General features: G+C 54.4%; 30 protein-coding genes. 25 read left to right on the top strand and 5 right to left on the bottom strand.

Annotated features, from left to right (window positions below; genetic code table 11):
* Positions 1–4 precede the first annotated feature (4 nt).
* From N645_RS0111185 to N645_RS18015, 11 genes are all read left to right on the top strand, one after another.
* Positions 5–478: a hypothetical protein gene (locus N645_RS0111185; RefSeq protein ID WP_024461600.1), complete on the top strand. Its 474-nt coding sequence runs from the start codon at positions 5–7 to the stop codon at positions 476–478.
* Positions 479–502: 24 nt separating this feature from the next.
* Positions 503–2,041 (top strand): hypothetical protein, encoded by a 1,539-nt coding sequence (locus N645_RS0111180; RefSeq protein WP_024461599.1) that lies wholly within the window; start codon positions 503–505, stop codon positions 2,039–2,041.
* Positions 2,042–2,194: 153 nt separating this feature from the next.
* Complete coding sequence (locus N645_RS18025) at positions 2,195–2,500, top strand: hypothetical protein (RefSeq protein WP_152521681.1); 306 nt, start codon at positions 2,195–2,197, stop codon at positions 2,498–2,500.
* A 60-nt stretch (positions 2,501–2,560) separates the two neighbouring features.
* A complete protein-coding gene (locus tag N645_RS0111175; RefSeq protein WP_024461598.1) occupies positions 2,561–3,124 on the top strand; it encodes a hypothetical protein in 564 nt (187 codons plus the stop codon).
* Between the two features lie 7 nt (positions 3,125–3,131).
* Positions 3,132–3,425, top strand: a complete 294-nt coding sequence (locus N645_RS0111170) for a hypothetical protein (protein WP_024461597.1) — start codon at positions 3,132–3,134, stop codon at positions 3,423–3,425.
* 424 nt (positions 3,426–3,849) lie between these two features.
* Entirely contained in the window at positions 3,850–4,044 is a 195-nt protein-coding gene (locus tag N645_RS18350; protein ID WP_238559238.1) for a hypothetical protein, read from the top strand.
* Complete coding sequence (locus tag N645_RS0111155) at positions 4,037–4,336, top strand: hypothetical protein (RefSeq protein WP_024461594.1); 300 nt, start codon at positions 4,037–4,039, stop codon at positions 4,334–4,336. The genes N645_RS18350 and N645_RS0111155 overlap by 8 nt, the downstream gene beginning before the upstream one ends.
* Positions 4,337–4,545: 209 nt before the next feature.
* Positions 4,546–4,890, top strand: coding sequence for a hypothetical protein (locus tag N645_RS17775; protein WP_152521679.1), 345 nt, complete (start codon positions 4,546–4,548; stop codon positions 4,888–4,890).
* A gap of 310 nt (positions 4,891–5,200) precedes the next feature.
* Positions 5,201–5,512: a hypothetical protein gene (locus tag N645_RS0111150; protein WP_024461593.1), complete on the top strand. Its 312-nt coding sequence runs from the start codon at positions 5,201–5,203 to the stop codon at positions 5,510–5,512.
* Between the two features lie 82 nt (positions 5,513–5,594).
* Entirely contained in the window at positions 5,595–5,918 is a 324-nt protein-coding gene (locus N645_RS18020; protein ID WP_152521678.1) for a hypothetical protein, read from the top strand.
* Positions 5,915–6,292 carry a hypothetical protein gene (locus N645_RS18015; protein WP_152521677.1) on the top strand — a complete coding sequence of 126 codons (378 nt, stop codon included), beginning with the start codon at positions 5,915–5,917 and terminating at the stop codon, positions 6,290–6,292. The genes N645_RS18020 and N645_RS18015 overlap by 4 nt, the downstream gene beginning before the upstream one ends.
* Before the next feature lie 35 nt (positions 6,293–6,327).
* Here N645_RS18015 and N645_RS18180 read toward each other — a convergent pair whose 3' ends face one another.
* A complete protein-coding gene (locus tag N645_RS18180) occupies positions 6,328–6,492 on the bottom strand; it encodes a hypothetical protein (protein WP_193744971.1) in 165 nt (54 codons plus the stop codon).
* A 163-nt stretch (positions 6,493–6,655) separates the two neighbouring features.
* Between N645_RS18180 and N645_RS0111140 the strand changes: the two genes are divergently transcribed.
* From N645_RS0111140 to N645_RS0111120, 6 genes are all read left to right on the top strand, one after another.
* On the top strand, positions 6,656–7,000 hold the full coding sequence (locus tag N645_RS0111140; RefSeq protein WP_238559237.1) for a hypothetical protein: 345 nt from the start codon (positions 6,656–6,658) through the stop codon (positions 6,998–7,000).
* A gap of 21 nt (positions 7,001–7,021) precedes the next feature.
* On the top strand, positions 7,022–7,369 hold the full coding sequence (locus N645_RS0111135; protein WP_024461591.1) for a hypothetical protein: 348 nt from the start codon (positions 7,022–7,024) through the stop codon (positions 7,367–7,369).
* Positions 7,350–10,196 carry a hemagglutinin repeat-containing protein gene (locus N645_RS0111130; protein ID WP_024461590.1) on the top strand — a complete coding sequence of 949 codons (2,847 nt, stop codon included), beginning with the start codon at positions 7,350–7,352 and terminating at the stop codon, positions 10,194–10,196. Before N645_RS0111135 ends, N645_RS0111130 begins: the two co-directional genes overlap by 20 nt.
* 2 nt (positions 10,197–10,198) lie before the next feature.
* A complete protein-coding gene (locus N645_RS18535) occupies positions 10,199–10,483 on the top strand; it encodes an antitoxin Xre/MbcA/ParS toxin-binding domain-containing protein (RefSeq protein WP_081666036.1) in 285 nt (94 codons plus the stop codon).
* Positions 10,484–10,672: 189 nt separating this feature from the next.
* Positions 10,673–11,164, top strand: a complete 492-nt coding sequence (locus N645_RS0111125) for a tetratricopeptide repeat protein (protein ID WP_024461589.1) — start codon at positions 10,673–10,675, stop codon at positions 11,162–11,164.
* A gap of 71 nt (positions 11,165–11,235) precedes the next feature.
* Positions 11,236–11,523: a hypothetical protein gene (locus tag N645_RS0111120; RefSeq protein ID WP_024461588.1), complete on the top strand. Its 288-nt coding sequence runs from the start codon at positions 11,236–11,238 to the stop codon at positions 11,521–11,523.
* A 64-nt stretch (positions 11,524–11,587) separates the two neighbouring features.
* Here N645_RS0111120 and N645_RS0111115 read toward each other — a convergent pair whose 3' ends face one another.
* Positions 11,588–11,803, bottom strand: coding sequence for a helix-turn-helix domain-containing protein (locus N645_RS0111115; RefSeq protein WP_024461587.1), 216 nt, complete (start codon positions 11,801–11,803; stop codon positions 11,588–11,590).
* Positions 11,804–12,290: 487 nt separating this feature from the next.
* Between N645_RS0111115 and N645_RS0111105 the strand changes: the two genes are divergently transcribed.
* The gene (locus tag N645_RS0111105; RefSeq protein WP_024461585.1) at positions 12,291–12,605 is read left to right on the top strand and encodes a hypothetical protein; all 315 of its coding nucleotides are present in this window, start codon (positions 12,291–12,293) and stop codon (positions 12,603–12,605) included.
* Between the two features lie 164 nt (positions 12,606–12,769).
* Complete coding sequence (locus N645_RS0111100; protein ID WP_024461584.1) at positions 12,770–14,740, top strand: hypothetical protein; 1,971 nt, start codon at positions 12,770–12,772, stop codon at positions 14,738–14,740.
* A gap of 59 nt (positions 14,741–14,799) precedes the next feature.
* Here the strand turns inward: N645_RS0111100 and N645_RS0111095 are convergent, their stop codons facing one another.
* The 3 genes from N645_RS0111095 to rsmD form a co-directional block, all read right to left on the bottom strand.
* Positions 14,800–15,774 (bottom strand): DMT family transporter, encoded by a 975-nt coding sequence (locus N645_RS0111095; protein ID WP_024461583.1) that lies wholly within the window; start codon positions 15,772–15,774, stop codon positions 14,800–14,802.
* A 2-nt stretch (positions 15,775–15,776) separates the two neighbouring features.
* Positions 15,777–16,268, bottom strand: coding sequence for a pantetheine-phosphate adenylyltransferase (gene coaD, locus N645_RS0111090; protein ID WP_024461582.1), 492 nt, complete (start codon positions 16,266–16,268; stop codon positions 15,777–15,779).
* An 82-nt stretch (positions 16,269–16,350) separates the two neighbouring features.
* Positions 16,351–16,965 (bottom strand): 16S rRNA (guanine(966)-N(2))-methyltransferase RsmD, encoded by a 615-nt coding sequence (gene rsmD / locus N645_RS0111085; RefSeq protein WP_369755437.1) that lies wholly within the window; start codon positions 16,963–16,965, stop codon positions 16,351–16,353.
* 79 nt (positions 16,966–17,044) lie between these two features.
* Between rsmD and ftsY the strand changes: the two genes are divergently transcribed.
* The 6 genes from ftsY to trmB all read left to right on the top strand — a co-directional run bounded on the left by ftsY (position 17,045) and on the right by trmB (position 22,270).
* Positions 17,045–18,196, top strand: a complete 1,152-nt coding sequence (ftsY, locus tag N645_RS0111080; protein WP_051174431.1) for a signal recognition particle-docking protein FtsY — start codon at positions 17,045–17,047, stop codon at positions 18,194–18,196.
* Between the two features lie 17 nt (positions 18,197–18,213).
* A complete protein-coding gene (gene ftsE, locus N645_RS0111075; RefSeq protein ID WP_024461579.1) occupies positions 18,214–18,882 on the top strand; it encodes a cell division ATP-binding protein FtsE in 669 nt (222 codons plus the stop codon).
* Positions 18,879–19,886 carry a permease-like cell division protein FtsX gene (gene ftsX / locus N645_RS0111070; RefSeq protein ID WP_024461578.1) on the top strand — a complete coding sequence of 336 codons (1,008 nt, stop codon included), beginning with the start codon at positions 18,879–18,881 and terminating at the stop codon, positions 19,884–19,886. Before ftsE ends, ftsX begins: the two co-directional genes overlap by 4 nt.
* A 291-nt stretch (positions 19,887–20,177) precedes the next feature.
* On the top strand, positions 20,178–21,035 hold the full coding sequence (gene rpoH, locus N645_RS0111065) for an RNA polymerase sigma factor RpoH (protein ID WP_024461577.1): 858 nt from the start codon (positions 20,178–20,180) through the stop codon (positions 21,033–21,035).
* A gap of 85 nt (positions 21,036–21,120) precedes the next feature.
* On the top strand, positions 21,121–21,501 hold the full coding sequence (locus N645_RS0111060) for a DUF423 domain-containing protein (RefSeq protein WP_024461576.1): 381 nt from the start codon (positions 21,121–21,123) through the stop codon (positions 21,499–21,501).
* A gap of 43 nt (positions 21,502–21,544) precedes the next feature.
* Complete coding sequence (gene trmB / locus N645_RS0111055; protein WP_238559236.1) at positions 21,545–22,270, top strand: tRNA (guanosine(46)-N7)-methyltransferase TrmB; 726 nt, start codon at positions 21,545–21,547, stop codon at positions 22,268–22,270.
* Positions 22,271–22,287: the final 17 nt, after the last annotated feature.

Raw genomic sequence — 22,287 nt, 5'->3', positions numbered from 1 at the left:
TTAAATGAAAGAGCCATATGGAAGTATACTAAGTTCGTATACAGAAAAGTTTCACCAACTTGGAATTAGCCTGTTACGTGATGAAAAGCATCGTTCCATTTTCTCGTTGGGAAATACCTTTGTTGAGATATCTGTGGAAAGGTATTACATGCCTTCAATTACATCAAAGGTAATTGATCAGAATGGCAATAAATACTCAGTTCTGGTTCTGAGAAAATTGTTGGAGCCTGAATGCTTAACGGCTGACATAGATAGGCTTGAAGAGTTTAAGGGTGCTTACGGTGTTAGTGGTGGAAGTGAAGATATAGAACTGAATAGTGAAGAGGTTCTCATGTACCTGGGTATGCAGGTGAAACAGCTCCTAGGGTTTCTTTCGAGAAATCTAAGTGTATTAAAAGCTGAAGGCTATTCTGAGCTTCCGTTTAAAGAAGATTACTTAAAGAGGGAGAATGAAATGTTGGGTCGGCTAGGGTTGTAGCCATTTATTGTATTGATCAAGCATTTGGATATCTATGGTGAAGGCCACATCACCGGCCGAGACAACCCGGACCAGGACCTGAGCGACCTGAACCGCGATATCGACACCGCCCAGGAAATCCTCAAAGACCAGGATGAAACCACCGACGTTTACGCCAGCACCAACAGTGTGGGAAGCCTCAAGGGCCTGACAGAAACCGGTGAGGACAATACGCCCAACCAATGGGCCAGCAACATTGGCAGCATCGCGGACACCGATAGCTACAAGGCCTTGGCCGACAACGCCGCACAACTCGGTAATGCCGACGAGCTGAAGTCCGGTTGGGAACAGGCCCAGAAAACCCTGGGGGTCACCGGCGAGCTACCACCCGAACTGGATGCCAAAAACCAACAGTTGCGCGACCAGATTGTTCGGGAGCTGACCGAACAGAACGACGGCGAAGTCCCCGACAGCCTCCAGCTCTACCTCGACCAGAACGGCGACATCGCCGCCGCTGACGTGGATGGCGTACCGGTCTATATGGACGCCGATCTGGAGCAGCAGTTCGCCGCCGAGCTGGAAGAGCGCTCACAACGGCAGGCGACGGAACTGGCGCTGGTAGAAGAATCCGACGCCTATATCAATGCCTTGAACGGCACATTGGATGACGTATGGAGCAACACGGACGATCAGTATTACACCGCTCTGGGGGCAAGTAACCAGCGCTTTGATGAACTGACGGCCCCCGAACTGGGGTCTGCCTCCGAACGCGAACACCTGGCGGCGTATCCTGAATGGCGCGAACCGTTGATCGCCGATCACGACGCCTGGGTGGACAGCGTGACCACCTCCGGCCGGCAAGCGGCGGAGTTCCCGCTGGTAGCAGCGGAAACCGCCGGCATCCTGGGGTGGAATGCCTACACCATGAGTGTGGCCGGCGTGGGTGGATTGGCCGTCACCCCCTTCAAAGGTCGGGAGGCAGGTGCTCAAACAATCGATGCCTTTATGGCCAACTATGGCTACACGCCCAAGCTTGATGGTACACGGCACACCTTCGATACTATCGGTCAGGTGTTTGCGCCCATCGACGAGCAGATGCAAAATGCGGGTAATGCGACACTGGACACCACCGGTTCTCCTTTCCTGGCGACTACGGTGCATATATCGCCGGATCTTGTGGGGACTTTGTTTGGTGGGTTGCCGGGGAGTGCGCGAAGTACTTTATCTAGGGGAATCTCCAAAAATGGAACTGATCCATCTGAATTTGCCAGAGCTCAGCAAGGACAAGGAGCCTTTCCGGGAGTTGACGAATATAATAGCTTTACGCTTCTTCCAGGGGCAAAAGTGCATCAGTTGACACCGGGTGGCGACAGCCCATTCTTTTTCACTGATGATACATTAACGAATTATGGTGATAGTCCCGGCCATATTCACGAATCTCTTCAGGTTCCTCATAATGAGCTATATCAACCCACTATTAGGCAGCAATACGAAACTTTCGAAGTTGTTGCCCTACACCGGCGGCTCTTGGTGAGATCAGAGCAAATCCTCAATACGGTTCCGGAGGAGGAGAGCAAGTGGTGATACCTAGTGGTAAAACCACCTTGGTACCTGTGGGTATTGGTAGGTTTGAAAACAAAACCACGACCTCGGGGAAAGATAGTAAATCTAATAACGACTCAACTGGAGGTGAAGAATGAGTCAGCCGTGGGGAGATCCTGAAAAATTTTGGATGCAATGAAAACTGTTGAATTTGTGATTTCGGATTTCAAAGATTCACAAGGGGAACTGGGTGTCCTTTTATCAAATATTGAGACAAGTTCCTCTGCCAGAAGAAAAATATTCGATTTTTTGATGAGATCTATGAGAAAGAATCATCCGAATAAAGTGGAAGGATATCAAGATGTAGGGTACGTTCTAAGCAGGGTTTTAGAAGATTTCTTCCCTGAAAAAGGAGTGGAATTATGTAATCTTTTTTATAAAGATAGGTTGGTTGAGCACTCTAAATCTATGTGGGATTATTTTCCGAGTCAGAGGACGTAATTAAGCGCCGAAGGGCTGACCAACGACCTGTCGCTGCAGAGCCGGTTCTACGAGCAGAACTTGGGCACCGATAAAACTCTGCAGGACAATCTGGACTACGCCAAGGGCGAAGCCGCCGGTGTTGGGGAAGTGGCAGGCAATGTGCTGACGGGTTTGGCGTACGCCATTGAAAACCCAATGGAGGCCGGGGAGGCCATTTCGGCCAGCACCCTGAAACTGGTGGCAGACCCGGCGACGACGCTAGGTGACATCAAAGACCGACGAGAGGACGCCATCATCAACGCCCGGCTGGACGCGCTTCAGGGCGACCACTATAGTGCGGGAAGGACACAAACGGCCAGCGATCTGGAATTGGGGCTGGAGATTGCGGGGATGGTGCCGGTGCCGGCTGGGAAGGTGGGGAAGCTTGGAAAGATGTCAGATAGCGCTGACTCCCTTAAGCTTCAGGGCTTGGGCGATTCCTCTACAAGTCCATGGCTCTCAGATAATAGAGCGGGAGTGCGTTTGCATCTCGATGAGTTTAGGGATGGAGGCTCTTTTCTGGTTCCAAAAAGTGCATATGATAGATCTTTTTTCTGGCCAAGAATTGATTGGAGATCCGTCAGGGCAATTTATTACTACTAAAGCCACAATGGATAAAATTTTATCCGATGCAAACGGTGACCTGACGCTTGTCAAGCAGAAACTCGGGATTCCGGAGAAGTACTGGAATGAAGAAATAATTCGGATTGATATACATAACCCACTGCTTCATAACGCCAGACTCCCTTCTGGACTAGAGAGAGGTGCAAATGAGCAGTTCAAATGGGGTGGCTATACAAGTGGAGGACTCCCGGAAATTGTGATTGACCAGGTTCCTCAAGAGGTAATGATTGATTCGGTAAAACTTAAAGAGCTGACAATTTCTAATACGGGCCTGAAATAATGCTGGAAAATGATATTTATATTGATCGCCAAAATATGTACCGTCTATTTGAGAATGAAGACGGGGAAAAATATGTTGGGGTTATGTGCGGTTGCGTAGCGGGTTACGAGATGAGGATTAAATTGAATGACGAAGAGGTTTTAGACTATAGAAAACACGGGAAAACTTATTTAGATAAGTTTGCTAAAGATGTAGCCCTGAGACCATCTCTATATGAAGGGAGGTCTTTCTAAAAAGGTTCTAGTAAATCTCAGTTTAGGTGCGTTTCAGACGACGCTCGTGAACCAATAGAGAGGCAAGAGCCTGGTATCTTTCAAAAGAGATGGAAATACCGAGCCAGCTGGATACTAGTAAACCACTTGAATATCAGGCCAAGCAAGCCTTTGAAATCCGAAATGAGCTACGATCCATTGCAAGGAATCTTATGGCTGACCAAGAAACAGCTGATTATTTGCGAATGAATGAGCCCAACTTGACTTGGGATGAGCTAGTTACGATCAAATCAATGAAATATTTGGGTGATGATCTTTGGAATAGCATTATTAACTCCTCCCAGAAGTCCAGAGAGTCAGTCAATACCCAGTTCAATTTCATAGGAGATGGGCCAAGAAATGATTAAAGTCGGTGATAAAATCCTCCAGATGAATAAGCCAAACGGAACCTTTATTGTGTTCCGTGAGTATGATTCTGAAGATGGATTTGATAAATTTCTTGATCTGATCCATAAAAAATTGGGTGCGGAAGTCACCGGAATCCAGCAGTATCCATACTCCGGTATGGCAGATATAAGCTTTCCATTTGGTGAGGCAACAGCTATATATCAGGATGGACTCGGCTGCGCTATACGCATAGGTTTGAATGATGATGGTTTGATGAAAAAAATCATTGAAAAGTGTTCATCAATTAGGTAGGTAAAGAAACTAACTAGGTAGAGCTTAAGCGCGGCTATCCATCAGTTCTCTAGCTGAAACTGGAGTTCCTATTATGATATCTATCTCTGCACGAGAGTAAAGTTGGAAAGGGTAAATCCTGTCTTTGAAGGAGTGGGCAATACTGTCCAGTATGAGATTCTTCAGAAGTTGCCTGAATCAGCATTCAAAAATACGGTGAGAATTGAGCAGTGAGCGAATTAGATAGTGGTCTGCGTGGGATTTTATCGCTCGTGGGAGGAAAAGTGATAGATCTATCACGTTCCGCGGCACAATGTCTTGAGGTACAAGGCTTGCTGATTGTTCGAGTAGAGCCGGATGTAGGTGATACTTATAACCGAAACGTATTTGCTCTAGATCGTGGAAAAATCCTATGGCAAATTGAGGAAAGTCCGCATGGAACAGAGAAAGATAAGCCGTTTACATCAATATCATTGGGTAGGGATGGGGAGTTGATTGCTGGAAACTGGAACGGCGTAGACTATTCGGTTGATATTTCCGATGGAACGATTCAGGTCAAAAATTTTAAAAAATGAAATTGCAAAATCTTTTTGTCATTAGAGCGATAGGCTGATTTTGACGAATTTGGACGAGGTTGAGCAGGAGCTGCGCCAGGAGTTGGAGGCTTCGTGGGCAGCTCGCGCCGATTCTGGCCTTCGCCGGGAGCCAGTTCGGCAGGTAAGTCCGGCGGTTGACGGCTCCCTGATTGATTTATTGGGCCATTGCCGTCAGGTTCGCCGCTACTATCAGGCCGTGTGCGATAACCCGAGTAACAGGGAACGCTTGGCGTTCTTGCGCCAACCGGCTCGTCGGTTTCGCCGGTAGGCTCCATCACAGGGAGTGGTTATGTCATTGGTTCACGCCGTAAAACGCCGTATCTGCCGCTTTGAAATGGTTCCCAACTATCCCATAGGGGAACTGGCCACCTGGGCTGAGGAGAACGGTCATAACCCTGCGGCAATGCTGGAGGCTGTTCGTCAGGTCAAGCAGGAACTCGGCGCTGAATTGGAGGCTCTTGAGCGTAGTGACACTGTCTCCCCGGCCGTCCTGATCCAGAACGAATACTGGTGCTTCTATGCGGACCAGGTGTGTGGGTTTTACCGTTCCTTAACGATAGGAAGCGCTTCTTCAGGATGGAAAAGGGTACAACATAACTGACGCGCAGTCGGAGCTAGATTTTCCAACTGGAACTCTTGGGAATCCAAATCCTGTAAATGGCCCTGAAGGAGGCTTTACTTTTTTGACAGATGCGCAGGCATTTGAAGAAATACTCGGCTCTTTTCCTCAAAAAGGTGGTGTGATTCGAGTGCATAGAGATCAGCTAGATAGTTTGCAGGAAGGGCTTGGTTTAACGGAGCAGTTGGATTCGGGATCGGTGATTAGACAGATCGGTCTTAGCGATGAAGTGAGCCCCGCAAGCCCCTTAGTCGGAAATGATCTATTTAGGGGGCCAGGCAATCACTTGCCAAGCGGCGCTCCGGAAATAGTCGTAAACCCCGCACAAGATCGCGTGAATAATTCTAACATCATCAATCAATGGGTCATTGAGGTTATAGAAGAATGACTAGTATTCCTAAAGATTTTCCAAAAGTATATGTTTCAAGTATAGGAGTAAACTCCATTGTTTTGCTTGGTGATTCAAAAAAATTGATTGAAAATTATTCCACGTATAGGTCTGAATCGAGGAAAGTTGGTGGGGTTTGGGGGGATCATGAGATTGTTGTAAATTATTTTAATTTCAAAAATGATTTATTAAGAAATCAGTGCATACAGACTTTGATTGATAAAACTGTGGCTTTTTCAATTCATGATAGAAAGAATCCTGACGCTTTTAGAAAAGCCCTGAACCTTAGAGATGAAAAAAAAGTCGAGGGGGAAATTCTAGGTGTAGAAATATTGGTAAGTAACGAAATTACCGTTCACTACCAAATGAATTGATTCAGGTGGGGCTTTGAAGTTTATTTTGGTTTTCTTCACATAGATTTGACGTCCAATAATCCACGCTTCTCAAGAGCTTCCAGAATAAGCTTGCGAGTCATCCAGGCCACGGTTCGGTCATCCTCCTCCGCCAGACGTTGAATAACCTGGCTGACCTCAGCCTCGACACGGACGGTGATAACGGCATCTTTCTTTTTCATGCGGTAAAACAGACCAAAATATAGAACCAGACAGGATGATTTCGGCGAATACAATGAAATCTTTTCTGTTGACTTGCAAAGATTACTTTGTAATCATTAGAATCATTGGCCGATGAATCGGATTTCCTGCCAATTAGAGGATGCCATGCTAAACAAGGACTCTGTGAGATCCTGCCTGGAGCTGACCCGCCTCTCCCTCGAAGGCGACGTACTCCCGCGGTTTGCCGACTGGGCCGAACACCAGTGCGACAAGTTGATTTTGGCGAAGCTTGAAGAAGTCGAGCGAGACCTAAGTCGGGAGCTGGAGGGGGCTTGGTCGGTCCGCCCTACCCTTGGTGAGCTCAGCACGCCAGCTCGGCAGGTAGACCCCACAAAAGACGGGTCCCTGATTGATCTGCTCGGTCACTGTCGCCAAATCCACCGTTACTACCAAGCCGTCTGCGATAACCCAAACAATAAAACCCGCTTGGCGTTTTTACGGCAGCCAACCCGTCAGTTCCGCCGCTAGGGTCGATCACAGGGAGTGAGTATGTCATTGGTTCAAGCCGTAAAATGCCAGATCTGCCGCTTTGAGATGGTGCCCAATTTTCCTATCGGGCCATTGGCTGTTTGGGCGGAGGAGAACGGCCATCCTCCGGCGGCAATGTTGGAGACGGTCAACCAGGTCAGGCAGCAGCTTGAGGCAGAGCTGGAAGCGCTTCAGCGCCACGGTCACTCGTCGGCCGCTGTTCTTATCCAGCACGGATACTGGTGCTTTTATGCCGATCAGGTGAAAGTCTACTATCAGACGTTACTGAATCACCCGGAATGTCGCGATACTCTGGCGCTGATCGAACGATTCTCAGGGACGAAAGAGAATGGGTCGCAGCGGCATTAAACGTCTTTCCTTTTGGGCTACTGTTCTCTTCTCCCTTACGCTTGAGACCTCGACCGCCCAGGCCGCCGGCGGCCGCGACCGCCTGAACCGCGAGGCCACCCAGCACACCAACAGTCAGCTTACCGCCGGTAACGCCATCAACCTTACCAGCGGCAACGACACCACCATCAATGGAGCCAACGCCGAGGCCAAGCACCTGAACGTCAGCGTCGGCGGCGACCTCACCGTCGCCTCCGTGCAGGACACCGGCAGCGCCGACGGCCGCCGGGAGGACTACAGCGGCAGCATTACCGTAGGCGCGGGCGTCAGTGGCGGCGCCAACGTCGGCCAGGGCGAGACCGAGGGCTCCACCGCCTGGGTCAGCAACCAGACCAGCCTGATCGGCTCGGAGAGCGTCAACATTCAGGTGGACGGCCACACCCAGGTGGACGGTGCCCTGATCGCCAACATCAAAGACGATGGCTCCGATGGCGGCAACCTCAATCTCGATACCGGCACGCTCGGCTATACCGATTTCGAGGACCACGACCGGGAAAACAGCGACTACGCCAGCGTCGGTTTTGGCACCGGCGGCAACGCGGGCGCCAACGCCCAGACCAGCGCCCCGGAGAGTTTTGAGGGCGACAGCGCCACCCTCGATTTCACCAGCCGGGATAAAGATCGCCAGCAGATCACCCGGGCCACCATCGGCGAGGGCAACATCACTGTCCGAGACAACCCGGACCAGGACCTGAGCGACCTCAACCGCGACATCGACACCGCCCAGGAAATCCTCAAAGACCAGGATGAGACCACCGACGTCTATGCCAGCACCACCAGCGTGGAGAGCCTCAAGGGCCTGAAGGAAACCGGTGAGGACAATACGCTCAACCAGTGGGGCAAAAACCTGACCAGCACCGTCAGTCCCGATGCCTGGGGCCAGGTCGGAGAAAACGCCACCGACGCTCTGGGCGATACCGGCCGGACCGTCTCGGCCGTGGCCACCGAGCAGAATCTTGGCATCACCGATCTGTGGAGCACCCTGGACCAGACCGCCAAAGGCACCCAGCTGAAAAACGACCTGGCGCGCAATCCGGACTTCGCCCACATCCGCGAAGGGCTGGCAAGTGACGACCCGGAGGCCTACGCCCAGGCCGTTCGAGACCTCGGCCACCTGGCCCAGAACAAGTTCGGCATCGACCTGACCGACATCGTCCACTACGACGGCGACGCCACTGACAGCACCGCCTTGGCGTTCAATGCCCTTCAGGACACCCGTGGCGCCACCGTGCTGGAAGAAGGCCATGCCGAGTACGGCAACATCTTCCTCAACGCCACCGCCGGTGATGGCAAAAAAGAGCAGGTCAACACCCTGGGTCACGAGGTACTGGAAACCTTCACCTTACAGACCGGCGCCGCCAATGACGCCACCCAAGAAACCCAGGCCCAACTGTTTGGGGAGCACCTGTCCAGCCGGGTGGATGGCCTATACGAAGACGGGTTGGATGCCACCGCCGGTGACACCTTCTACACCGATCTGGGCAATAGCCAAACCGTATTTCAGGGCACCCAGCGGGCCGATCAGGTGGGCAGTGCGTGGGTGGATAACCGGCAGCTCCTGGCACCAGAAATGCTGGCCATCCAGGATACCGCACCCCAAATGGCCGAAGCCCTGGGCATCAGTGAACGGGACGCGGAAAAGCGCATGGCCGAAGAGCTGCTCAGTCACGTGGACCAAAGCTGGAGCGAACGCTTTGACCAGTCAGGCCGAGACAGTGACACCGACGCCCTGGCCTACCTCGGTGAGGCACTGCAAGGTCAGGGAGAGCGCTACCGCCCGAACAACGACTCGGACGTTCCCTACGCCGTCGGGGAGGAACCAGTCTTTGACGACACGCCGGAGTCCATCCAGCAATACCTGACGGACTATAGCGACAACCACAACGGTCTATACCAGAGTCGCACCCACAGCGGCGAAGGGTTGACCAACGACCTGTCGCTACAGAGCCGGTTCTACGAGCAGAACTTGGGCACCGATAATACTCTGCAGGACAATCTGGACTACGCCAAGGGCGAAGCCGCCGGTGTTGGGGAAGTGGCAGGCAATGTGCTGACGGGTTTGGCGTACGCCATTGAAAACCCAATGGAGGCCGGGGAGGCCATTTCGGCCAGCACCCTGAAACTGGTGGCAGACCCGGCGACGACGCTAGGTGACATCAAAGACCGACGAGAGGACGCCATCATCAACGCCCGGCTGGACGCGCTTCAGGGCGACCACTATAGTGCGGGAAGGACTCAAACGGCCAGCGATCTGGAGCTAGGGCTTGAGATTGCGGGGATGGTTCCGGTGCCGGCCGGGAAGGTGGCGAAGGTGTCCGCTCCACACCGCCTGGATGGCGGCATGGAGAGTTTGGAAAAGATAGAACCTCCGGCGGGTAAAAGTTTTAGTGGTGAGGTTTACCGATTTGACTATCCAGAGAGAATAGAAACTACGTGGGATGCTCATCCAGGGAACGTTAATGCTAATCATCGTTATACTGAACCTGGCCAACCGGGCGTTTATGGAGGAACTTCCGAGAGAACTGCTTATCAAGAAGTCAAGCATTACGGTGCAGAGGAAGGCAAAGTTCCGACTACTTCGGAAATCTCTTTGAATAATGTTTTAGATTTGACAGACTCCGGAGTTAGAGAGTCTTTAGGTGTCAAGTTGGAAGATCTGATATCCGATAGTTATAGCGTGACACATACTTTAGGAAAGTGGGCTAAAGAGCAGGGTTATGATGGTATATTGGCGCCTTCAGCTCGCGATAAAGCAGGGTCAAATATCGTAATATTAAACAGTGATTAAAAATGACGTTATCTAGCTTAGAATATGATTATTCAGGTGATAGTGAGTGGGAAGACTTTTCAAGTTCCTTCTCCGTTGACTGTGCTGACCTGTCAGCACTCACTAAGACAGGAGTTCCCAAAGATATAGCGAAAGTAGTCGTGTGGAAATTGGGGTGTAATAAAGAAAGGGCGATTCATTGGGTGGATAAAAAAATACCAGCTTTGGAAGGGGGGTCGCCAAGACAGGTAATGTCAGAAGAGAAGGGGATCATTATCATTAGATCTCTTCTGATGAAAATGCCTTAACTGAGTCACCCGGAATGTCGCGATATCTGGTGCTGATCGAACGATTCTCAGAGACGATAGCGAATGGGTCACGGCGGCATTAATCGCCTCTTTTTTTGGGGCTACTGTTTTCCTCCTCCTTAAACAAGATAGATTAAGAGTTTGGCAACTATAAGCTTAGGTTGAGTTGATATTGCTTTGAGGGTTTTCATGATTAATATTTACTATGCGGTGTTTGTTGCATTTCTAGTTGCTCCCTCTGTATGTTTTCCGGATTCGAGTGAAGAGTCTTATGGCGAGCTCATGGATATAATGACGAGTGAGCATAGGGAAGGTGTTTATTCTGACTACCTTGAAGCCATTGAAGATGATTATCCAGAAGCGAAAAGTGGTGACCCTGGTGCTATGTATCGGCTTTATAAGAATTTTAATTTATTGGCCAATATTTATGGCATACAAGGCGCACGCGGTTACTCTATCGCTTGGCTTAGGCGAGCGGCTGGGCTGAAATATCCAGACGCATTAAAAGACCTGGGTTACATTTATAAGAACGGATATGAGACAGTTGGTATAGAAAAGGATCTTGTTAAGGCGGCGAGTTACTTTAAGGAAGCGTGGGAAGGGGGCGATATGAGTGCAAAGTCTGAGTACAATTATATTGTTGAGTGCGAAATCCCTGACGAAAAAGCTTGGGATTGTTGAATTGCTGCATGAAAATTCATTTCGAGAGACGTTGATAAACGTTTATGGATTGATATCTTTCGAGTCTGTGTATGGATCAGTTTCTCAAGTATAAAAAGCTCTACTGGATTCTGGTGAGTATTGTTATCTTGGGGTTTACCCTAAGGGTAGCTTACAAGGTTTACATTGGGGAGGGGTTAGATACCTACCACAGTGTAAGCCTGGTTCGGTGGAACTATGTGTCCGCCCTCGCGTTCGTTGTGTCCGCGCCGGTTCTTATAGGTGTTTTTTACTGCTTCTTTAAGCTTGGAGAGAGGCGGCAGAAAAAGAGAATGGAGCGGGTTCGAGAGGAAATAAAGCAGGGTATAAAGGGAGATTGAAGTTTGTTCATATGGCTACAGTTTGCGGTCCCGATTTCTCTTACGTCGGTCAAGAGTGTGTTCATCAGACTGAGCTAAAAAGCTGCTCTACAGGGACTTTGAGAGCTTGGGATAATAGAAGAACTTCTTGATCTGTCACCCGCCGAACCCGCGCCTCAATTTTGGCCAGAGTCCCCCGACTGATATCCCAGCCGAGCAGGTTGCAACGGGCTACCAGCTCAGCTTGTGTCAGATTTTGTTCTTCGCGAAGGTGATGGACCTGAGGGCCAATGATATTCATAAACTGCTCCGACTTCGGAGCTTGATTTTCTCAGGAATATCCGCCATTATTGCTCCGCTAACGGAGCAATAATCCGAGCGATTTTGTGGGACATGGAGCGCCTATGCTGAATAACAACCTGATTAGAGCCCGGTTGGAGTTTATTTGTCACTCTCCCGAGGGAGACGTACTCCCCCAATTCGCTGACTGGGCCGAACAGCAGTGCGACAAGTTGATTTTGGCGAAGCTTGAAGAAGTCGAGCGAGACCTAAGTCGGGAGCTGGAGGGGGCTTGGTCGGTCCGCCCTACCCTTGGTGAGCCCAGTATGCCAGTTCGGCAGGTAGATCCGACAATAGACGGGTCCCTGATTGATCTGCTCGGTCACTGTCGCCAAATCCACCGTTACTATCAGGCCGTTTGCGATAACCCGAACAACAAAACCCGCTTGGCGTTCTTGCGGCAGCCAACCCGTCAATTTCGCCGCTAGGGTCGATCACAGGGAGTGATTATGTCATTGGTTCAAGCTGTAAAACGCCGGATCTGCCGCTTTGAGATGGTGCCTAATTATCCTACAGGGCCATTGGCTGCTTGGGCCAAGGAGAACGACCATCATCCGGCGTCCATGTTGGAGGCGGTCAGCCAGGTCAGGCAGCAGCTTGATGCAGAGCTGGAAGCACTTCAGCGCCACGTCCACTCCTCGGCTGCGGTTCTTATTCAGCACGAATACTGGTGTTTTTACGCAGAGCAGGTCTGTGGGTTTTACCGTGTCCTGCTTAACCATTTGGAGGCTTCAGATCGGTTGGTGGTATCTGCAGATGAGTAATGTAGTGACCAATTCTGTGACGGTGATCACAAGACAAGTTCAAGCATTGTTGTTTTTATGATCTAGTCATTTAGAATATATGTTGGTAGGTTAAGATGTAAACCTTTTCGGGTCTTATTAGCATGGTGTTAGGGATGCCGTTAACAACAAATAAGAGTGGTGTTATGGATGCAATTTTCGGGAGCGACGTCCTTCGGGCGTCCATGAAGCAATCAGTCGTTATTATACTCTCCTTGGTTCTTTCCGCCTGTGGTGGTGGCTCGTCCGGCGGAGCTTCTCCCTCGAATAAAGATAAAGGCCCCTCAGGGTCCGAATCGTTCGCTGTGGATATGGGGCCGAATTTAACCATTGATGAGGGAGAGACTGTTGAGTTCCAAGTAAATTATAGTAATGCTCAAGGTGCGATTACGGGCAGAACTTTCTCACCGCCCTCCTCAGGGTTGAAAATGTCTCTGCAGGTTATTGACTACGAGGAGATGCACTACTCATTTACTGGTCCCGATGTTGGTGTGGAGGACCAAGTACAGTACGGAATTCTCATTACCATTGAGGATGAATCTGGGCGTGAAGCATCTGATACGCTCATGGTAACCGTACACCGCGTGAATGACGCTCCAGAAGTGGATGCAGGTACAGACTTTTCTGTGAAAGGGACGTCAGAGGTAGTGTTGTCGCCCGAAGTTAGTGATGTAGACGGAGAAATTATCCAGTACCAGTGGGTTCAGACTGGTGGTGACGCTGTAGATCTGGCAAATGCTGATCAGGCACAGGCGTCTTTCGAGGCGCCTTCCACGATGACAGAGCGGGTCTTGACGTTTTCTCTCAGTGTGACGGACAGTGATGGCGCTACGAGTGACGATTCAGTTTCAGTGACGATTACTCCCGAAAATGCTCCTGAGCTCGCGTTACACTTCCCTCCAAAACAGACCTTGTACTCTAGAGGAACCATTCCAGCACTTGGTACGGTCTCTGGAATGGCGGGCGCCGATGTCGAGTCGGTCGTAGTGATAACGGCGGTAGGTGAATATCCAGCGACAGTGGAGAGTGATGGCCGTTGGAGAGTGGGTGAAGCGGTATTGCCCGATGGCCTTGAAAGCACCGAGCTCCGGGTGAGGGCGAAGGACTCTGAGGGCCGAATTACAACAGTTGCGGCCGAACTGACTATGCAGGGTGGTCACCGGATAGGCACTGGTCGATCTTTCGGAACTCCTGTTTCCCTGTGTGTAGATGATGACGGGAAGGTGCTTTGGGTCTTGACCGACGGTGGCAGTGCCAGCCTAACAGAGATTATTCCTATCAACCTGATAACGGGTAACCGGGGTGAATCGCTTACAGACTTTTCCGATGAGTCGCAAGGCGTCCGGCAAATGGCATTGACTGAAATGGTTTGTGACTTTGAGAACGGATTCTTTTACTTGGCGAGTAGCCCGGAAGATGACGCACTGGAGCCGATACTGTATCGGGTCAGTATGGAGGATGGTCGTCGCGAGCTGCTGTCTGGGGCGGAAAGGGGGGACGGGCCGGAACTGGAGCATCCAGCCGACATCGTTTTGGGACGAGATGGTGAGCTGATGGTTGCGAATAACCATGCTCGCACCGTATTGTCTGTCGATATAGAGACAGGGGATCGCCACGAAGTTACCAATCAGAACACCGGAGCGGGAGCAGTGGACTACCCCGCGTTGTTGGCTTGGGACTCTGCTGGTGAGCAATTGCTTGTGGTAAGGAATGGCGCACTGGACAGCGATGTCTCCAGTGTTCGATGGCATGACGATGGTGTTGTTGCCGAGGTTTTATCTCCGGCTGCAACGAGTGTGGGCCTCGACGAGCGGCAAATTCAGTCTTCACCGTTGAACATGGAGGTCGAGGAATCAGGAGGCGAGGCTTATGTGTTACCGAATCTTCTCTCAGAAGAGCGTTTTATTGTCGTCGACCTTGAATCTGGAGCGCGGCAAAGTCGCCTTATTCAATTAGGGTTTCAGGATGTCATCACGGTGACTCCTCGATACCTCGAGTACGATACAGGTAGGCGCTTGATATATTTTGGGTTGACGAGAATGGGAGTGTCCACAATGTATGCTATGGACCCTGAAAGCGGAGTAGCGGCTCCAGTAAGCCACAGGCCCGGCTCCTAATTTTTCGGGTGTCAACAACAAATCAGGTTATTCTCAGAGCGACGCAGCAAGGAGAGTGGTCAGAGCTTCTGTGATCTTTCCCGTGAAGAGCCCAATGGAGTGGCCGTCGAAAGAGGTGACGCTGGCCGCGTCACCAACCAGATCCCCCCGCACACCAATATCAATGCCAGCAGGTTTTTCCACGCCAGGATGGTTTCCCCGAGAAACAGCGCCGAGAGGCCCGCGCCGAAGATCGGAATCAGAAACTGGAAGGGAATCACCTGCCCCACGGGGTTGTGCTTGAGCAGGAAGCTCCACAGCGCAAAGGCCGCGGCGGACAGTGCCATCAGATAGAAAAACAGCACCCCGCTGGTGGCAGTAAGCCGGGGAATATCTCCACCGCCGCTCAACCCAATACCAATCAGAACCACGCCGCCGATGGTCAACTGTTGCGCGGTCATGACCATCGGGTCGATGTGTTGGGACAAGCGCTTGCCGTACATCAGGGAGATCGACAGCACCAGGGCCGCGATGGCGATAAAACCCTCGCCCAGCAGGGTGACATCAAAGTCCAGGGGGCCCTGCCCCAGGTTGATCAGTACCACCCCCGCAAAGCCGATCAGACAGCCGAGGCTTCGGCCGGTACTGAGCTTGTCGTTGCGGTAAATGAAATGCGCGAGCAGCACCGTAAAGAAGGTGCCGGTGGAATTCATGATCGCCGCTTTGACGCCCGTGGCGTGGGCCAGGCCAATGTAGAAAAACACATACTGAAGCGTGGTCTGCAGCAGCCCTAGCAGAGCGAGCTGACCCCACTCGCGGGCGGAGAAGCGCCACAGGGACTTGCCCATCAGGGCCGCCAATACCAGCAGAATGACGCCGGAGCCGAGAAACCGGTAGCCGGCAAACAGCATCTGGGAGGCGGTGTCGGTGGCCGCCATGGCCATCAACTGGTAGCCGGTTTTGATCGCGGGATAGGCACTACCCCAGAGAAAACAGCAGAACACCGCCGTGGCGATGACCCAGTGGCGGCGACCGAAAAGCGAGTCGCGGATCATGCTCAGTGGTGGGGTTTGTGGCCGAACTTGTGGGCCAGTGCCGTTTCAACCTGGTGGGGAACAAACTTGCTGACGTCGCCGTTGAGGCTGGCAATTTCCCTCACAATGGATGAGGAGATAAAAGACAGATGTTCGGCGGGCGTCAGAAACAGGCTTTCCATGTTGGGTTCCAGGGCGCGATTCATATTGGCCAACTGGAACTCGTATTCGAAATCGGAGACCGCACGTAAACCGCGCAGCACGGCCTGGGCCTTTTTCTCGTGGACAAAATCCACCAGTAGTGAATCGAAACCGCACACCTCGACGTTGCTCAGGTGGCTGAGGGTGTCCCGGGCCAGGGAGACGCGCTCGTTCAGGCTGAACAGTGGGCGCTTACGCGGACTTTCCGCGACACCGATAATCACCCGATCAAACAATCGGCAGGCCCGCTCCACCAGGTCGATATGGCCATTGGTAATCGGGTCGAAAGTGCCGGGATAAACCACTGTGCGCATGGGAAGTCTCTTGGTTGCGGTCATCAAAGGCGGTGATGGTAATGAATTTGCCCCCGGGGCGCCAGTTTCCGGTGCGTGCCGGTCAGCGGTCTACGAAATATAGCCGATAGCGCACCTGTCCGCTGGTTTTGTCCCGGTGCAAGTGCCAGTGTTCGGGGACGACGATGGGGGTGTCCGGTTCCGACTCGATATAGACCGCAGCATCCGGCGTCAGCCAGCCGCCCTCGGCCAGGCGGTCGATGCTGATCTGCCAGAGGTCGTGTTGAAACGGCGGGTCGACAAAGACCACATCAAACGGCGTGGCCGGCGCGGTAGTGAGCCACTCGATACTGTCGGCCTGAATCACCTCGCCGGCGGTAGTTTTCAGCGTCTTGAGATTCTCGCGCAACTGAGCGGCGGCACTGGGGTCTCGCTCCAGGAGCAGGGCTTCATCGGCGCCCCGGGACAGGGCTTCAAACCCCAGGGCGCCGGAGCCGGCAAACAGGTCCAGACAGTGGGCGCCGGGCAGGAAGGGGGCCAGCCAGTTGAACAGCGTTTCGCGAATCCGGTCGCCGGTCGGGCGCAAACCGTCCACCGCTGGAAAGGTAAGCTTGCGGCCCCGCCATTGACCGCCAATAATGCGCAGGGGCTGGCTGCCCGGGGTGGGTTTTGCGGATTGGGTCACGCTTCGCTGGGGCGCTTTTCGGGTGCGGGTCAATGGGGCCTCTCTCTGAACCGGGTAGAAGTGGTAGGATAGCGCCTTTCCGCCCGTTCCTTAAAGGTAGACCCGTTCGCTTATGTTGTTTTTCAAACGCAAGAAGCCTACGCCCGAGGCGTCCGAAGGCCAGGAACCCTCATCCGAGGCATCGTCACCGGAGGCGCCTGAGTCGGTAGAGCCATCAGCGACTGAAGAGCCCTCAGCGTCTAGAGAGCCTGCAGAGTCTGGAAAGTCTGGAGAGGCTGAGCCCCTACAGGCTGCGTCCGACCCGGCCCGCGACACCCCGGAAGACCCCAAGCCCAAAAAAGGCCTGTTCGCCCGTATCAAGGCCGGCCTGAGCCGCACCAGCAGCCACTTTTCCGAGGGGCTGGGGAATCTGATTCTGGGCAGCAAGACCATCGACGATGAGCTGCTGGAAGAAATCGAATCCCAATTGCTGGTGGCCGATGTGGGCTATGAGGCCACCACCGACATCATCGACAACCTGACTGACCGGGTCGCTCGCAAGCAGTTGAATGACCCCGAGTCCCTGTTCAAGGCCCTGCGCGAGCAGTTGTCGGAATTGCTGGCGCCGGTGGAGTCGCCCCTGGTGGTTGACTCATCCAGAACCCCCTATGTGATTCTGGTGGTGGGTGTGAACGGCGTGGGTAAAACCACCACCATCGGCAAGCTGGCCAAACATCTGCAAAACCAGGACAAAAAAGTCATGCTCGCCGCCGGGGATACCTTCCGGGCGGCCGCGGTTGAGCAGCTCCAGGTTTGGGGCGAGCGCAATAATGTGCCGGTGATCGCCCAGCACACCGGGGCGGACAGTGCCTCGGTGGTGTTCGACGCGCTGCAGGCCGCCAAGGCCCGCGGCACCGACGTGCTGATTGCCGATACCGCCGGTCGACTGCATAACAAAAGCCACCTGATGGACGAGCTGGCCAAGGTCAAACGGGTCATGGCCAAAATTGATGAGACCGCCCCTCACGAAGTGCTTCTGGTGCTCGACGCCGGCACCGGCCAGAACGCCGTCAGTCAGGCGCGGGAATTCATTCAGTCCGCCGGCGTCACCGGGCTGGTGCTGACCAAACTTGATGGCACCGCCAAGGGCGGTGTGATTTTCGCGCTCAGCAAGGAATTCAATTTGCCGGTGCGCTTTATCGGCGTCGGCGAGGGGGTGGATGATCTGCAACCCTTCGCCGCCGAGCCGTTCGTCAATGCCCTGTTTGGCGAACAGCGCGGCTGACCGAGGAGAGTGACCGCGTGATTCGGTTCGATAACGTCAGCAAACGCTACGGCAGCGGCCAGGATGCCCTCTCCCGGGTCAGCTTCGACGTGGCCCGGGGGGAGATGCTGTTTCTCACCGGTCACTCCGGGGCGGGTAAAAGTACCCTGATGAAGCTGATCATGCTGATGGAGCGCCCCACCCAGGGGCAGGTGTTCATCGATGATCGCAACCTCAACCGGCTGTCCCGCCGACATATTCCCTACTTCCGCCGCAAGGTGGGCGTGGTTTTTCAGAACCACCAATTGCTGTTCGACCGCACGGTGTTCGATAACGTCGCCCTGCCCCTGCAGATTGCCGGCTATCAGGCCTCGGAAGTCGGACGTCGGGTGCGTGCGGCGCTGGACAAGGTGGGGCTGCTTAGCAAGGAACGGCACAACCCGATCATGCTCTCCGGCGGTGAACAACAGCGGGTGGGCATTGCCCGGGCCGTGGTCAACAAGCCGCCGCTGCTGCTGGCGGATGAACCGACCGGTAACCTGGACCCGGAGCTGTCTGCGGATATCATGAACCTGTTCGAGCAGTTCAACGAAGTGGGTGTGACGGTGATGATCGCCAGTCACGATCTGGCCCTGCTCAAGCGCATGAACAAACGGGTGCTCGGCCTCTCCGGCGGTCAGGTGGCACACGATGGAGTCCTGCCGTGAGCCCCCGTCGACCCACTGCCCGTAAAACCGCCGCTCCGGCGGCGAAGCCGCGCAGTCAGGGTGCGAGCCAGAGTCGCACCCGCCTGACCGACCGGCTGGATTCCTGGCAGGCCCACCACAGCACCACCGCGGTGGAGAGTCTGCAGCGGCTGTTTCGCACGCCCCTGCAGAGCCTGCTCACCTGGCTGGTGGTGGCCGTCGCCGTGGCCCTGCCCGCCGCGCTGTATCTGGTGTTGAGCAACGTCCAGAATCTGGGCTACAGCTGGCAGGATTCCGGGCAGATGTCGGTTTTTCTCGTGCGGGATTCCCGGCCGGAGGCGATTGACGCGCTGCGTACCTCGCTGAACGAGGATGCGCGGGTGGACCAGGTGGAGCATGTGCCACCCAGTGCGGCACTGGAGGAGTTCAAGTCCTATTCCGGCCTCGGTCGGGTGCTGGAGGGGCTGGATGAGAACCCGTTGCCGGATGTGCTGCTGGTGCGTCCGGCCACCAATGACCCGGAGGCGCTCACCGAGCTGCGGGATCACCTGTCCGGGCAGGCCATCGTGGCCGAAGCGCGCCTGGATATGGCCTGGGTCAAGCGCCTGCAGGAAATGATGGTGCTCGGCCAGCGGGTGGTGCTAGCTCTGGCGGCGCTACTGGCCCTGGGGGTGCTGCTGGCGGTGGGCAATACCATCCGCCTGGCCATCGAGAACCGCCGGGACGAGATTCTGGTGGTCAAGCTGGTGGGTGGCACCGATGCGTTTGTGCGCCGCCCCTTCCTGTATACCGGCTTCTGGTACGGCCTCGGTGGCGGCATTCTGGCGCTGGTGTTGTTGGCGTTGGGGCTGTGGTGGCTGTCCGGGCCGGTGGCCCGGTTGGCGGACCTGTATCAGAGTGATTTCCGCCTACAGGGGCTGGATCTGACCCAGAGCCTGCAGTTGGTGCTGCTGTCCGGCCTGCTCGGGTTGGTGGGGGCCTGGCTGGCGGTGGCGCGGCATTTGATCCAGATAGAGCCGCGTTGACGTATTCAGTGAAAGGGCGTGGTTACGGCGGATGCGCTTCGCTTATCCGCCCTACGCGGATTTATACCGCTGCGCTCGGCCGTAGGGCGGATAAGCGAAGCGCATCCGCCGTTACCCGCAGGGTCCGAGCGCAGCGGCATAACCCGCATCCGCCGTCACCCCAAACCTCTATATTTACCCTAACCCACTGATTCGTAAGGTTTTTATGCTAAGGCAAGGGAACTTTTCAGGGCTTGGCAGTCTAACCCTGCAGTGCTACACTCAACGGTCAAATTCTCAGGAGGTAAGTGAATGAGCACTGGCCTGATGCCGGCCGGGGTACTGTCCCCCGGTGGAAACCTAAATGCCTACGTTCAGGCTGTCAGCGCCTTCCCGGTTTTGGCCGCGGAAGAGGAGCAGAAGCTGGCGGAGGACCTGTACTACAATGGCAACCTCGAAGCGGCGCGTCATCTGGTGATGTCGCACCTGCGCTTTGTGGTACACATCGCTCGCTCTTACAACGGTTACGGCCTGCCCCTGGGGGATCTGATCCAGGAGGGCAACGTCGGCCTGATGAAGGCGGTCAAGCGCTTCAACCCGGAGAAGGGCGTTCGTCTGGTGTCCTTTGCGGTGCACTGGATCAAGGCGGAGATTCACGAGTTCATTCTGCGCAACTGGCGCATTGTGAAAGTGGCCACCACCAAGGCCCAGCGCAAGCTGTTCTTCAACCTGCGCGGTGCCAAGAAGCGTCTGGCGTGGCTGAACAACGATGAAGCCGAAGCGGTGGCCGAGGATCTGGGCGTAGACGTCAAGCACGTGCGTGAGATGGAAGGACGTCTTTCCTCTTACGATGCGGCCTTCGATGCTGGTGAAGAAGACGATGACGACAGCCACTACGTGGCCCCGGTCCACTACCTCGAAGACAAGCGGTACGATCCCGCCACCCAGTTGGAAGACGCCAACTGGGAGGAAAACAGCGTCAACAACTTGGAGAAGGCGCTGGAAACCCTGGACGATCGAAGCCGGGCGATTCTGCAGCGGCGCTGGCTGAGCGAAAGCAAGGCCACCCTGCACGAGCTGGCCGATGAGTACGGCGTATCCGCCGAGCGCATCCGTCAGTTGGAAAAGAACGCCATGAAGAAGGTGAAAACTGCCATACTGGCTGCCTGATCAAGCGCCGCCAATGGCCCTCGAAAAAGCCGCGCCTCGCGCGGCTTTTTTGTGTAACTGAACTTTTTATGGGGAGCGGTGCGCTATGGCGGCTGTGTTTTTGGTGTTGGCCGCGTTGTTTGGTCTGCTATCGGTCATGCTCGGCGCCTTCGCCGCCCACGGGCTGAAAGCCCGGCTACCGGCGTCCGCCCTGTCGGCGTTTGAGACCGGGGTTCAGTATCAGATGTACCACGCTCTGGCGCTGCTGGCGGTGGTTGCGCTGCTGCGCTGGTTCGGCCCGACGCTCTCCCTGCTGACCGCCGGTTGGACCTTTGTCCTGGGGGTGTTGCTGTTCTCCGGTAGCCTCTATGGGTTGGCTCTGGGCGGTCCGCGCTGGCTGGGGCCGGTGACGCCTCTGGGTGGCCTGTGTTTCATGGTGGGCTGGGTCCTGTTGCTGGCGGTGGGCATTCGGGCCCTGAAAACCTGAGGCGACCTGGGAAGCCTCAACTCATTCGACGATAGTGGAATTCATGACTGAACAAGATGACAGCCGGCTGATGATTCGCCCGGAGTACAAACCCAAGGCCATTCGAAGCTACGTGATTCGGGCCGGGCGGATTACCGAGGGGCAGCGGGCGGCCTTTGACGATTGCTGGCCCCGTTACGGGCTGAGCCTTCACCATGGACGACTGGATCTGGAGGCCACTTTTGGCCGCGTGGCCCCTCGGGTGCTGGAAATCGGTTTTGGGATGGGCGATTCCCTGCTGGCCATGGCACAGCAGGAGCCGGACAAAGACTTTATCGGCATCGAGGTGCATCCGCCCGGCGTGGGGCGACTCATCAAAGGTGCCGCCGATGCCGGGCTGGATAACCTCCGGGTGTATATGGCGGACGCCATTGATGTGCTGGATGATTGCATCCCGGAGGGCAGCATCGATCGCTTTCAACTGTATTTCCCCGATCCTTGGCACAAAAAGAAACATCATAAACGGCGCATCGTGCAGCCGGCCTTTGTCGAAAAGGTGCGCACCAAGCTCAAGCCCGGCGGTGTTTTTCATCTGGCGACGGACTGGCAGAATTACGCCGAGCATATGCAGGCGGTGATGGAGGCGGCTCCGGGATTCACCAATGCGGTGGCGCCGGGGCAATACGCGGAGCGTCCCGACTACCGCCCCATCACCAAATTTGAACAGCGCGGTGCCCGTCTGGGGCATGGTGTGTGGGATTTGCTGTACCGGGCCCCGGTCTCTGAGTAGCGACCCGGGAATGGCCG

Source organism: Marinimicrobium sp. LS-A18 (assembly GCF_000463525.1).
Taxonomy (GTDB): domain Bacteria; phylum Pseudomonadota; class Gammaproteobacteria; order Pseudomonadales; family Cellvibrionaceae; genus Marinimicrobium; species Marinimicrobium koreense.
This window is presented reverse-complemented; position numbering and strand designations above follow the sequence as displayed.